Source organism: Pseudomonas sp. CFBP 13710, assembly GCF_014842235.1.
Taxonomy (GTDB): Bacteria; Pseudomonadota; Gammaproteobacteria; order Pseudomonadales; family Pseudomonadaceae; genus Aquipseudomonas; species Aquipseudomonas baltica.
Map to the genome: position 1 here is coordinate 60,852 of NZ_JACYVJ010000008.1, position 13,248 is coordinate 74,099.

Annotated in this window: 10 protein-coding genes; 4 read left to right on the forward strand and 6 right to left on the reverse strand. The window is 58.9% G+C overall.

The features are described 5' to 3' along the window. Positions 1 to 5: 5 nt before the first annotated feature. The 6 genes from mnmG to rpmH form a co-directional block, all read right to left on the reverse strand. Positions 6 to 1,904 (reverse strand): tRNA uridine-5-carboxymethylaminomethyl(34) synthesis enzyme MnmG, encoded by a 1,899-nt coding sequence (gene mnmG, locus IFT44_RS16585; protein WP_192059279.1) that lies wholly within the window; start codon positions 1,902 to 1,904, stop codon positions 6 to 8. 461 nt (positions 1,905 to 2,365) lie between these two features. After that, positions 2,366 to 3,736 (reverse strand): tRNA uridine-5-carboxymethylaminomethyl(34) synthesis GTPase MnmE, encoded by a 1,371-nt coding sequence (mnmE, locus tag IFT44_RS16590; RefSeq protein ID WP_122480039.1) that lies wholly within the window; start codon positions 3,734 to 3,736, stop codon positions 2,366 to 2,368. A gap of 79 nt (positions 3,737 to 3,815) precedes the next feature. Beyond that, positions 3,816 to 5,501: a membrane protein insertase YidC gene (gene yidC / locus IFT44_RS16595; protein WP_192176250.1), complete on the reverse strand. Its 1,686-nt coding sequence runs from the start codon at positions 5,499 to 5,501 to the stop codon at positions 3,816 to 3,818. A gap of 2 nt (positions 5,502 to 5,503) precedes the next feature. Next, positions 5,504 to 5,749: a membrane protein insertion efficiency factor YidD gene (yidD, locus tag IFT44_RS16600; protein ID WP_082223633.1), complete on the reverse strand. Its 246-nt coding sequence runs from the start codon at positions 5,747 to 5,749 to the stop codon at positions 5,504 to 5,506. Continuing rightward, on the reverse strand, positions 5,742 to 6,146 hold the full coding sequence (rnpA, locus tag IFT44_RS16605; RefSeq protein ID WP_049860458.1) for a ribonuclease P protein component: 405 nt from the start codon (positions 6,144 to 6,146) through the stop codon (positions 5,742 to 5,744). The genes yidD and rnpA overlap by 8 nt, the downstream gene beginning before the upstream one ends. 13 nt (positions 6,147 to 6,159) lie before the next feature. Next, positions 6,160 to 6,294 (reverse strand): 50S ribosomal protein L34, encoded by a 135-nt coding sequence (gene rpmH / locus IFT44_RS16610; protein ID WP_043192020.1) that lies wholly within the window; start codon positions 6,292 to 6,294, stop codon positions 6,160 to 6,162. Positions 6,295 to 6,918: 624 nt separating this feature from the next. Here rpmH and dnaA point away from each other — a divergent pair. Genes dnaA through gyrB form a run of 4 tightly spaced genes read left to right on the forward strand, consistent with a single transcriptional unit; the run spans position 6,919 to position 13,106 of the window. Continuing rightward, entirely contained in the window at positions 6,919 to 8,427 is a 1,509-nt protein-coding gene (dnaA, locus tag IFT44_RS16615) for a chromosomal replication initiator protein DnaA (protein ID WP_192176251.1), read from the forward strand. A 38-nt stretch (positions 8,428 to 8,465) separates the two neighbouring features. Beyond that, on the forward strand, positions 8,466 to 9,569 hold the full coding sequence (gene dnaN / locus IFT44_RS16620) for a DNA polymerase III subunit beta (protein WP_122480043.1): 1,104 nt from the start codon (positions 8,466 to 8,468) through the stop codon (positions 9,567 to 9,569). A gap of 11 nt (positions 9,570 to 9,580) precedes the next feature. Next, on the forward strand, positions 9,581 to 10,684 hold the full coding sequence (gene recF, locus IFT44_RS16625) for a DNA replication/repair protein RecF (RefSeq protein WP_122480044.1): 1,104 nt from the start codon (positions 9,581 to 9,583) through the stop codon (positions 10,682 to 10,684). Positions 10,685 to 10,688: 4 nt separating this feature from the next. Next, on the forward strand, positions 10,689 to 13,106 hold the full coding sequence (gyrB, locus tag IFT44_RS16630; RefSeq protein WP_122480045.1) for a DNA topoisomerase (ATP-hydrolyzing) subunit B: 2,418 nt from the start codon (positions 10,689 to 10,691) through the stop codon (positions 13,104 to 13,106). The last annotated feature ends 142 nt before the right edge of the window (positions 13,107 to 13,248 follow it).

Below are 13,248 nucleotides of genomic sequence, written 5' to 3' on the forward strand. Positions count from 1 at the left end.
GGAACTCAAGCGCTTTGCTCCAACTCACGGCCTGCGCCGCGTTTTTTCAGATGAATCATCAACAGCGAAATGGCAGCGGGCGTCACACCCGGTATACGCGATGCCTGACCCAGGGTCTCGGGACGAGTAGCACCCAGCTTGCCCTGGATTTCCTTGGACAACCCGGAGATGCCGACGTAGTCGATATCCGCAGGCAGACGAGTGTCTTCGCTGGCACGCAGCCGGGCGATCTCGTCCTGTTGACGATCGATGTACCCGGCGTACTTGGTCTTGATCTCGACCTGTTCGGCCACCTGTGGATCCTGCGCGCCGCCACCGGTGACTTCGACCAGACCGACATAGTCGATTTCCGGACGGCTGAGCAGGTTAAGCAGGTTGTATTCATGGGTCAACGGCGTACCGAATTTCTCGGCAAGCGCATCGCCCACGGCAGTGTTCGGTCGGACCCAGCTGCTCTTGAGCCGCTGTTCCTCGATTTCGATGGCTTCGCGCTTGGCACTGAACGCTGCCCAACGGGCGTCGTCGACCAGGCCCAGCTCGCGACCCTTTTCGGTCAGGCGCAGGTCTGCATTGTCCTCGCGCAGGATCAGGCGATACTCGGCCCGCGAGGTGAACATCCGGTACGGTTCCTGGGTGCCCAGGGTGATCAGGTCATCGACCAGCACGCCGATGTAGGCTTCGTCCCGGCGCGGGCACCAGGCGTCTTTGCCCTGTGCACGCAACGCCGCGTTGGCGCCGGCCAGCAACCCCTGCGCGCCGGCCTCTTCGTAGCCGGTGGTGCCGTTGATCTGCCCGGCGAAGAACAGACCGGCGATCACCTTGGTTTCGAGGCTGTACTTGAGATCGCGCGGATCGAAGTAGTCGTATTCGATGGCGTAGCCGGGACGCATGATGTGTGCGTTTTCCATGCCACGGATCGAACGGACGATCTGCAACTGCACATCAAACGGCAGGGACGTGGAAATACCGTTGGGATACAGCTCGTGGGTGGTCAGCCCCTCCGGCTCGATGAACACCTGATGGCTCTGCTTGTCGGCGAAGCGGTGAATCTTGTCTTCGATCGAGGGGCAGTACCGTGGACCTATGCCTTCGATTTCACCGGCTGCCGAATACATCGGCGAGCGATCGAGGTTGGCCGCGATGATTTCATGGGTGCGCGCGTTGGTATGGGTGATCCAGCAACTGACCTGGCGCGGATGCAGTGCCTTGGATCCCATGAACGACATCACCGGGATCGGGGTATCGCCCGGCTGCTCGGTCATCACCGAAAAGTCCACGGACTTGCCGTCGATGCGCGGCGGTGTACCGGTCTTCAACCGGCCTACTCGCAGGGGCAGTTCACGCAGGCGATGGGCCAGGGCGATCGACGGCGGATCGCCCGCACGCCCACCCGAATAATTCTGCAAACCGATGTGGATGAGCCCGCCGAGGAAGGTACCGGTGGTGAGCACCACGGAATCGGCCATGAAGCGCAGGCCCATCTGGGTGACCACGCCCTTTACCTCGTCCTGCTCGACGATCAGGTCGTCTGCCGGCTGCTGGAATATCCACAGGTTGGGTTGATTCTCCAGGATTTCGCGGATCGCCGCCTTGTACAGGACCCGGTCGGCCTGGGCACGGGTGGCCCGTACCGCTGGGCCCTTGCGGTTGTTGAGCACGCGAAACTGAATGCCACCCTTGTCGGTAGCCAGTGCCATGGCACCGCCGAGCGCATCGATCTCCTTTACCAAGTGGCTCTTGCCGATGCCGCCGATGGCCGGGTTGCAACTCATGGCACCGAGGGTTTCCACGTTGTGCGTCAACAGCAGGGTCTTTGCACCCATGCGTGCTGAGGCCAGTGCTGCCTCGGTACCGGCATGACCGCCGCCGATGACGATCACTTCAAAACGGGAAGGGAAATCCACCACGCACCTCGTGCCTGTTCAATGTGGGTAATTGGGATAGCGGCGCAGTATAGGGAATTTGCCTCGGCTAAAGAACCCTTCTGCACAAAAAATAACCAGCTGTGGATAGACCGAGTAATAGAAATTAAAAGAGAGAGATTTATTAAAGCTTTGTTTTTATGTTTATTACTATGCAACGACAAATCTGTGGATAAGGTTCTGAAACCCTCTGTACTCGTGCTGTATAGAGAAATTAAAGGTTGTGTTCACCTGTTCATGAGCCCGGTGTATAACCGAAATTAACCTGTGGGTAACACGGTTGCTTACCCACAGGCGGATTTATCATCAGCTTTCGGACCCGCTTATCAACCTGGCTCAGGCGGGCTTTTCCACAGGGCTCCTGAAGCATGTATAAAAAAAAGCCGCCTCGAAAGGCGGCTATTGATCGGTTTCACGCGAGGGTCGTGGCGGTGCTTGCACGCCTACTTGCCGATGCAGAAGCTCGAAAAGATGCGTCCCAGCAGATCATCTGAACTGAATGCTCCGGTGATTTCACCCAAGGCTTGCTGCGCCAGGCGCAGGTCTTCGGCCAACAGCTCGCCGGCACCGGCCAGGGTCAATTGATCACGTCCATGGTCAAGGTGGTCGCCGGCATGGCGCAAGGCTTCGAGGTGACGTCGACGTGCGCTGAAGCTGCTTTCTGCGGTCTGTTCGTACCCCATGCAGGCCTTGAGGTGTTCGCGCAGCAACTCCAGCCCCTCGCCCGCCCCCTTGGCAGTCAAGCTCAAGGTGACGTGTCCGTCGCCGTCCTGCTGCAGGCCGATGGGTTCCCCACTCAGGTCCGCCTTGTTGCGAATCACCGTGACTTTGCCGATATCGGGCGTGAGCTCGAGGAACTCCGGCCAGAGCGCAAACGGGTCGGCCGCTTCGGCGGCCGTCGCATCCACCACCAGCAGGATACGATCGGCCTCGGCAATGGCCTTCAGCGCTCGCTGCACGCCGATCTGCTCGACTTCATCGGCCGTGGTGCGTAGCCCCGCGGTGTCGATCACGTGCAACGGCATGCCATCGATGTGGATATGTTCGCGCAACACGTCCCGGGTCGTGCCGGCAATCTCCGTCACGATCGCGGCTTCGCGTCCGGCCAGCAGGTTGAGCAGGCTCGACTTGCCGGCATTCGGTCGACCGGCGATCACCACGTTCATGCCATCACGCAGCAAGGCCCCCTGCCCGGCTTCCCGCAGCACGGTGGATAACTCGCCCCGTACCTTGTCGAGCAGGCTCAGTACATGACCATCGGCGAGGAAATCGATTTCCTCCTCGGGAAAGTCGATAGCGGCCTCGACGTAGATACGCAACGCGATGAGCTGCTCGGTCAAGTTATCCACACGGCGGGAAAACGCCCCTTGCAGCGAACGCACGGCGTTGCGCGCCGCCTGGGCGGAACTGGCTTCGATGAGATCGGCAATGGCCTCGGCCTGGGCCAGGTCGAGCTTGTCGTTGAGGAATGCACGCTCGCTGAATTCGCCCGGACGTGCCAGGCGGCAGCCCAATTGCAGACAGCGCTGCAGCAGCATGTCCATCACCACAGGCCCACCGTGGCCTTGCAGCTCGAGCACGTCCTCGCCGGTGAACGAATTGGGCCCGGGGAAGTACAGGCTCAGGCCCTCGTCGATGACCTGGCACTGCGCGTCGAGCATTGGGCCGTAGTGAGCGTAGCGAGGCGTTGGCACACGGCCGATGATCGCCTGGGCAGCCGCGCTGGCCAGTGGTCCGGAGATACGCACGATCCCCACTCCACCGCGACCTTGGGCTGTGGCAATGGCAGCGATGGTTTCGCGAACGACGTTCATGCAGATACTCCGGTCGAATTTCAGATAGCAAAACGCCCCACGAGGGGGCGCTTTGTGCACAGGTTAGTCGAGCAACCCGTTAAACGGCAGGTTTGTTTGCCGCAGCTTTCTCGATACCGCGCGTGATGTACCACTGCTGGGCAATCGACAGGGTGTTGTTGGTTACCCAGTACAGTACCAGGCCGGCCGGGAACCAGAGGAAGAAGAAGGTGAACACGATCGGCATCATCTTCATCACCTTGGCCTGCATCGGATCCGGAGGCGTTGGGTTCAAGCGCTGCTGAATGAACATGGTCGCGCCCATGATGATCGGCAGGATGAAGAACGGATCCTTGATCGACAGGTCGGTTATCCACAGCAGCCAAGGTGCCTGACGCATCTCGACGCTTTCCAGCAGTACCCAGTACAGGGACAGGAAGACCGGCATCTGCACCAGGATCGGCAGGCAGCCACCCAGCGGATTGATCTTCTCTTTCTTGTACAGCTCCATCATGGCCTGCGACATCTTCTGGCGATCGTCGCCATGCTGCTCCTTGAGCAATGCCAGTTTCGGCGCAACGGCGCGCATGCGCGCCATCGACCGGTAGCTGGCGGCCGACAAGGGGAAGAACAGCAGCTTGATCAGGATGGTCAGGCAGATGATCGAGAAGCCCCAGTTACCCAGGATCGCGTGGATATGCTTGAGCAGCCAGAAGATCGGTTGCGCGATGAACCACAGGATGCCGTAGTCGACGGTCAGCTCCAGGCCTGGGGACAATTCCTTGAGCTTGTCCTGTACCTTCGGACCGGCATACAGGGTGGCTGTGGTTTCGACCTTGCCACCTGGTGCGGCGGACAACGTCGGACCGGTGTAGCCGATGATGTAGTTGCCCTGGTTGTCCTTGCGCGTCATGACGTTGTTGCTGTCACCGGGGGCAGGGATCCAGGCCGTCACGAAGTAGTGCTGCAGCCAGGCTACCCAACCACCTTGCACGGTTTCCTTGAGGCCGGCCTTGTCCATGTCCTTCATCGACACTTTCTTGTACGGCTCGCCACTTGTCCACAGGGCAGCACCCAGATAGGTCGCGGTACCGGTGGCCGTAGTCGACGACGGGTCAGAGCTGTTGTCTCGCTTGAGCTGGGCGAACATGTTCCCGCTCCAGTTCTGCGCGCTCTGGTTATCCACAAGGTAGCCGACTTTCAGGTCGTATTCGCCGCGGTCGACCGTGAAGCGCTTGACGTAGTTGACGCCGTTGTCGCTGTAGGTCAGGTCGACTACCAGCTGGTTCTGACCCTCGGCCAGTTGATAATTTTTTTGCGTGGCGCTGTACACGGGGCGCCCAGTGGAACGCGCATCCGGGCCGTTCGCACCGGTCAGGCCACTCTGGGCCAGGTAGGTCAGTTCACCACCGTTGTCGAACAACTGGAATGGAATGTTCGGCATGTCCTGGCGCCGAGGGTACTCGGGCAGGTTCAGTTGGACGATATCACCACCGGTAGGATCGATAGCGAAGTTGAGCACGTCGGTCTTGACCCAGATCAGGTCCTTGCTGACCACGACAGGGGTCGGCACAGGCAGATTGGCATCAGGATTGGCGCTGGGTACATCGGCACTGGCTTGAGTGTTGGTGCCCGGTACCGTTTCCGGCAATGCCGGGGTCGGGTTCTGGGTAGCCATATTCTGAGTCGGCAAGGCGGCTTGACCGTAGTCCTGGTTCCATTTCAGGACCATGACGTAGGCCACGACTGCCAGGGCGACGATCAGGATCGTGCGTTTAATATCCATGATTACTCGGCTATCGAAGAAGAACGGGGTGATGGGGCGTCTGGAACCGGGTCGAAACCACCGGCATTCCATGGGTGACAGCGGCCAAGGCGACGAACGGTCAGCCAGCTTCCACGCAAGAGGCCGTGGATCTCGATGGCTTCGAGCGCGTAGCAAGAGCAACTGGGATAAAAACGACAGTGGTTCGCCATGAGAGGGCTGATGGCGTAGCGGTAGAACTGGATCGGAACGATTGCCAGTTTACGCATCTTGACTGTCCACTCCTGCAGGTTCGGTCTTCACCACTGGAGCGGGCCGGTTACGTGCAAGGCGCTTCCAGAGCTTGCCAAAATGCTCATGCAATTCAGGGTTTTCCACGTCGCCCAAACCTTTGCGCGCGACGATGACGATGTCCCAGCCAGCCAGTATGTCCTGGTGCAGACGGAACGAGTCACGCATCAAACGTTTCAAGCGATTGCGTTGAACGGCGAGCTTGACGCTCTTTTTACCGATGACCAGCCCTAGACGGGGATGTTCGAGGCCGTTCTCACGCGCAAGGAGCAGCAAGTTCTTGCCGGGTACCTTGCCAGACGGCGAGTCGAAGACTGCTTTGAAATGCCGGGCTGTCAGCAGACGCTTTTCCCGACCGTAGTCCTGACTCACCACCTGTGCCGAAGGATCAAACTGCCAGACGCTTGCGGCCCTTGGCGCGACGACGCGACAGGACGGTACGGCCGTTCTTGGTAGCCATGCGGGCACGGAAACCGTGAGTGCGAGCGCGCTTGATGGTGCTGGGTTGGAAAGTACGTTTCATGGTTGTTACCTGGTTCGTCCACAACGGGCCGGAATGGACCCCGTTTTAAGAGACCGGCGATTCTAGTGAAAGCGCGGCAGAAGGTCAATTTCCAACCAGCTATTACTTTTGCATCGTTTATCAGAACCCTGCGCTGCACGTAGACATCGACCCTCACCTTCGATTCATCCGCCTCCTGTTTCCAAGCCTGCGTATGACACACCAGAGCCGATCAAATATAGAAATAGAGAAGGGACTTATTTTAAAGCTTTTCTGTAATGCTTATAGATCTTAGTGAGGCCCTTTTCTGTGGATAACTGCCTTCAGCCCTTGCGGCCCGTACGTCCTGGAGATTCGCAACCCTGTCCAGAAGAGGTGCTGCGCCTGTGTCGATGCTCGGGACAACCTGTGGACTAAAGACGAGGATATCCACAGGGGTGTTATCCACAGATCTCGACCCCCACTTGTGCATAGATCTCAAGTCAGGTTATCCACAGAGCTCAGGAATCAGATTTCGAGGCATTGAACAGCGGTTTTTTCACGCTTTCCAGGCCAGTGGCCGGACCTACATGTGGATAAGTGTGCTGAGCGTCGGTACAATGGGGGTTGTTTTTGCCTTGCCGGCTTTCAATTCAGGGGATACCTGTGTCAGTGGAACTTTGGCAGCAGTGCGTGGAACTCCTGCGCGATGAACTGCCTGCCCAGCAATTCAACACCTGGATCCGTCCGCTACAGGTCGAAGCCGAAGGCGACGAGTTGCGGGTCTACGCGCCCAACCGCTTTGTGCTGGACTGGGTAAACGAGAAGTACCTGACACGACTTCTCGAACTGTTGGGTGAGCACGGCAACGGACTCGCGCCGGCGCTTTCGTTGCTGATCGGCAGCCGCCGCAGCTCGACGCCCCGCGCTGCATTCAACGCCCCGCTGGCAGCCTCTGCAGCGGCAAGCCAGGCGCAGGCGGCCCCGGTGACTGCCGTGCCTGCAGTTGCGCCTGTAGAGGCCGTTTCCAAGCCTTCGGCGGCCAGTGAAGAACCGTCGCGAGACAGCTTCGACCCCATGGCCGGTGCCAGTTCGCAACCGGCCCCTGTGCGCTCCGAGCAGCGCACCGTGCAGGTAGAGGGTGCGCTCAAGCACACCAGCTATCTGAATCGCACCTTTACCTTCGAAAACTTCGTCGAAGGTAAATCCAACCAGCTGGCGCGTGCCGCTGCCTGGCAGGTTGCGGACAACCCCAAGCATGGCTACAACCCGCTGTTCCTTTATGGCGGTGTGGGTCTGGGTAAAACGCACTTGATGCATGCTGTGGGTAACCATCTGCTCAAGAAGAATCCGAATGCCAAGGTCGTCTACCTGCATTCCGAGCGATTCGTGGCCGACATGGTCAAGGCGTTGCAGCTGAACGCGATCAACGAATTCAAGCGGTTCTATCGTTCGGTCGATGCGCTGCTGATCGATGACATTCAGTTCTTCGCTCGCAAGGAGCGCTCCCAGGAGGAGTTCTTCCATACCTTCAATGCGCTGCTCGAGGGCGGCCAGCAGGTCATCCTGACCAGCGACCGCTACCCAAAGGAAATCGAAGGGCTCGAAGAGCGCCTGAAGTCGCGCTTTGGCTGGGGTTTGACGGTGGCGGTTGAACCGCCGGAGCTAGAGACGCGAGTCGCGATCCTGATGAAGAAAGCGGATCAGGCCAAGGTTGAGTTGCCCCATGATGCGGCGTTCTTCATCGCCCAGCGGATTCGCTCCAACGTCCGCGAACTCGAAGGTGCACTCAAGCGCGTCATTGCGCACTCGCACTTCATGGGCCGCGAAATCACCATCGAGCTGATCCGCGAGTCGCTCAAGGATTTGCTGGCACTGCAAGACAAGCTGGTGAGTGTGGATAACATCCAGCGCACGGTGGCCGAGTACTACAAGATCAAGATTTCCGATCTGCTGTCCAAGCGACGCTCACGCTCGGTGGCGCGGCCGCGGCAGGTGGCCATGGCCTTGTCCAAGGAACTCACCAACCACAGCTTGCCGGAAATCGGCGATGTGTTTGGTGGCCGTGATCACACCACCGTGTTGCACGCCTGCCGCAAGATCAACGAACTCAAGGAATCCGACGCGGATATCCGCGAGGACTACAAGAACCTGCTGCGTACCCTGACCACGTGAACATTCACTACGCAGCTTTTGAGGCAAGGGACTAGACCATGCATTTCACCATTCAACGCGAAGCCCTGTTGAAACCCCTGCAGCTGGTCGCCGGCGTCGTCGAACGCCGCCAGACCTTGCCTGTGCTTTCCAACGTGCTGCTGGTCGTTCAGGGGCAGCAGTTGTCCCTGACCGGTACCGACCTGGAAGTGGAACTGGTTGGCCGCGTACAGCTGGAAGAGCCCGCCGAGCCTGGCGAGATCACGGTGCCCGCGCGCAAGTTGATGGACATCTGCAAGAGCTTGCCCAACGACGCCCTGATCGACATCAAGGTCGATGAACAGAAGGTGGTGGTCAAAGCCGGGCGCAGCCGTTTTACCTTGTCGACATTGCCGGCCAATGATTTCCCGACGGTCGAGGAAGGCCCGGGTTCGCTGACGTGCAGCCTGGTCCAGAGCAAGCTGCGCCGGTTGATCGAGCGCACCAGTTTCGCCATGGCTCAACAGGACGTTCGCTATTACCTCAACGGCATGCTGCTGGAAGTATCGGCAGGTATCATCCGCGCCGTCGCAACCGATGGACACCGCTTGGCCATGTGCTCGATGCAAGCCGACATTGGCCAGGCCGATCGGCATCAGGTGATTGTGCCGCGCAAAGGTATCCTGGAGTTGGCCCGCCTGCTGACCGAGCCTGATGGCAACGTCAGCATCGTGCTGGGCCAGCACCACATCCGTGCTACCACCGGTGAGTTCACCTTCACCTCCAAACTGGTCGATGGCAAGTTCCCCGACTACGAGCGCGTGTTGCCCAAAGGTGGCGACAAGTTGGTGGTCGGAGATCGCCAGGCATTGCGTGAAGCGTTCAGCCGCACCGCTATTCTGTCCAACGAAAAGTACCGCGGCATCCGTTTGCAACTGGCGGCCGGTCAGCTCAAGATCCAGGCCAACAACCCCGAGCAGGAAGAAGCGGAAGAAGAAGTGGCCGTGGACTATAACGGCGGCGCGCTGGAGATCGGCTTCAACGTCAGTTATCTGCTCGACGTGCTGGGCGTGATGACGACGGAGCAGGTGCGCCTGATTCTGTCCGATTCCAACAGCAGCGCCTTGGTGCAGGAATCGGACAACGACGACTCGGCATATGTCGTCATGCCGATGCGCCTCTGACCCCTGCCTGAATGTCCCTTACCCGCGTCACAGTCACTGCGGTGCGCAACCTGCACCCGGTGACCTTCTCCCCCTCCCCGCGCATCAACATTCTTTATGGCGCCAACGGCAGTGGCAAGACCAGTGTTCTGGAAGCCATTCACTTGCTGGGTCTGGCTCGATCTTTCCGCAGTACGCGCCTGGTGCCGATCATCCAGCACGATCAGGCGAGCGCTACGGTGTTCGGGCAAGTCGAACTGGCCGAAGGTGGACAGAGCAATCTGGGGATATCCAGAGAGCGCCAAGGCGATTTCACCATTCGCATAGATGGCCAGAATGCGCGAAGCGCAGCCCAGCTTGCCCAGATACTTCCGCTGCAGTTGATAAATCCCGACAGCTTTCGGCTGTTGGAAGGCGCGCCTAAAATTCGCAGACAGTTTCTCGACTGGGGTGTGTTCCACGTGGAACCTCGCTTCATGTCGACCTGGCAGCGCCTGCAGAAGGCCTTGAAGCAACGGAACTCGTGGCTTCGGCATGGTACACTTGACGTTGCTTCGCAAGCGGCGTGGGACCGTGAACTCTGTCTTGCCAGTGCAGAAATCGACGAGTACCGCCGTGCTTACATCAAGGCGCTGAAGCCTGTGTTCGAACAGACACTCGCCGAGTTGGTGCAGCTCGATGGGTTGACGCTGAGCTATTACCGAGGTTGGGACAAGGATCGCGAACTTGCCGATGTATTGGCAGGTTCGCTGTTGAGAGACCAGCAGATGGGGCATACCCAGGCTGGACCTCAACGTGCTGATCTTCGCCTCAGAATGGGCGCCCATAATGCGGCCGACATATTGTCGCGCGGTCAGCAGAAGCTGGTGGTATGCGCACTTCGCATTGCCCAGGGCCATCTGGTAGGCCAGGCCCGCCGAGGGCAATGCATCTATCTGGTAGACGATTTGCCCTCCGAACTGGACGAGAAACATCGTCGCGCATTGTGCCGCTTGCTGGAAGAATTACGCTGCCAGGTGTTCATCACCTGTGTGGATCAAGAATTATTGAGGGAAGGCTGGCAAACGGAAACGCCAGTTGCCGTGTTCCACGTGGAACATGGCGGTATTACCCAGACCCACGATCATCGGGAGTGAAGGCATGAGCGAGAACCAAACGTACGACTCCTCCAGCATCAAGGTGCTGAAAGGGCTTGATGCCGTACGCAAACGTCCCGGTATGTACATCGGCGACACCGATGATGGTAGCGGCCTGCACCACATGGTCTTCGAGGTGGTGGACAATTCCATCGACGAAGCACTGGCCGGCCACTGTGATGAAATCACCATCACCATTCATCCAGACGAATCCATTTCCGTAACCGACAACGGTCGCGGCATTCCAGTGGATGTGCACAAGGAAGAAGGCGTATCTGCGGCCGAGGTCATCATGACCGTGCTGCACGCTGGTGGTAAGTTCGACGATAACTCGTACAAGGTTTCCGGCGGCCTGCACGGCGTTGGTGTATCCGTGGTGAACGCACTCTCTGAAAGCCTGCAATTGACAGTGCGTCGCGCTGGGAAATTGTGGGAGCAGTTCTACGTGCATGGCGTACCGCAGGAGCCGATGCAAATCGTCGGTGAAAGCGAAACCACCGGTACCAAGATCCACTTCAAGCCATCGGCCGACACCTTCAAGAACATCCACTTCAGCTGGGACATTCTGGCGAAGCGAATCCGCGAATTGTCCTTCCTCAACTCTGGCGTGGGTATCCTGCTGAAGGATGAGCGCACCGCCAAGGAAGAGCTGTTCAAGTTCGAAGGCGGTCTGCGGGCATTCGTCGAATACCTCAATACCAACAAGACGCCCGTCAATCAGGTGTTCCACTTCAATGTGCAACGCGACGACGGCGTAGGTGTTGAAGTGGCACTGCAGTGGAACGACAGCTTCAACGAAAACCTGTTGTGCTTCACCAACAACATTCCCCAGCGCGATGGCGGAACTCACTTGGTGGGCTTCCGCTCGGCGCTGACACGCAACCTGAACAACTACATCGAGCAGGAAGGCCTGGCCAAGAAGAACAAGGTCTCGACCACTGGCGACGATGCGCGTGAAGGCTTGACCGCAATCATTTCGGTGAAAGTGCCGGACCCCAAGTTCAGCTCGCAGACCAAGGACAAGCTGGTTTCGTCCGAGGTGAAAACTGCGGTCGAGCAGGAGATGGGCAAGTACTTCTCGGATTTCCTTCTGGAGAATCCGAACGAAGCCAAGGCCGTGGTGGGCAAGATGATCGACGCCGCCCGTGCTCGTGAAGCTGCCCGCAAGGCGCGCGAGATGACCCGTCGCAAGGGTGCATTGGACATCGCTGGCCTGCCAGGCAAATTGGCCGACTGCCAGGAGAAGGACCCTGCCCTTTCCGAACTCTACCTGGTGGAGGGTGACTCCGCCGGTGGTTCGGCCAAGCAAGGCCGCAATCGCAAGACCCAGGCGATCCTGCCGCTCAAGGGCAAGATCCTCAACGTCGAGAAAGCACGCTTCGACAAGATGATCTCTTCCCAGGAAGTGGGCACCTTGATCACGGCACTGGGCTGCGGTATCGGTCGCGAAGAGTACAACATCGACAAGTTGCGCTATCACAATATCATCATCATGACCGATGCCGACGTTGACGGATCGCACATCCGTACCTTGTTGCTGACCTTCTTCTTCCGTCAGTTGCCTGAGCTGATCGAGCGCGGCTACATCTACATTGCCCAGCCGCCGTTGTACAAGGTGAAGAAGGGCAAGCAGGAGCAGTACATCAAGGACGACGACGCCATGGAAGAGTACATGACGCAGTCGGCCCTGGAAGATGCGAGCCTGCACCTCAACGATTCGGCGCCCGGTATTTCCGGGGAAGCGCTGGAGCGCCTGGTGAACGATTTCCGTATGGTCATGAAGACGCTCAAGCGTCTGTCGCGTCTGTACCCGCAGGAGCTGACCGAGCACTTCGTGTACCTGCCGGCGGTTGCACTCGAGCAGCTGGGCGACCACGAGGCCATGCAGGCCTGGTTGGCCAAGTTCGACGCACGTCTGCGCACCAGCGAGAAATCGGGCCTGGTGTACAAGGCCAGTCTGCGTGAAGACCGTGAGCGCAACGTCTGGCTGCCAGAGGTGGAGATCACCTCCCACGGCCTGGCGAGCTACATCACCTTCAACCGCGATTTCTTCGGCAGCAACGACTACAAGACTGTGACCGCTCTGGGCGCACAGTTGGCCAGTCTGCTGGACGAAGGCGCCTACGTTAAACGGGGCGAGCGCAAGAAGGCCGTGGTCGAGTTCAAGGAAGCCCTTGAGTGGCTGATGACCGAAAGCACCAAGCGCCATACTATCCAGCGCTACAAAGGTCTGGGTGAGATGAACCCAGACCAGTTGTGGGAAACCACGATGGACCCAAGCGTGCGACGCATGCTCAAGGTCACCATCGAGGATGCGATCGGCGCCGATCAGATATTCAACACCCTGATGGGTGATGCGGTCGAGCCCCGTCGCGAGTTCATCGAAAGCAATGCACTGGCGGTATCGAACCTCGACTTCTGAGGCTTGGACCCACCCACCGAACCCCGGCGCCCTTGGCCCGGGGTTTTTTTATGGGTGTGCGTATCCAATGCCTCACGCCGAGAACGGACGAACGGCCCTGGCGTGGATCTTGCGCAGGCTTATTGCAGGTGCGCTGCGGGCA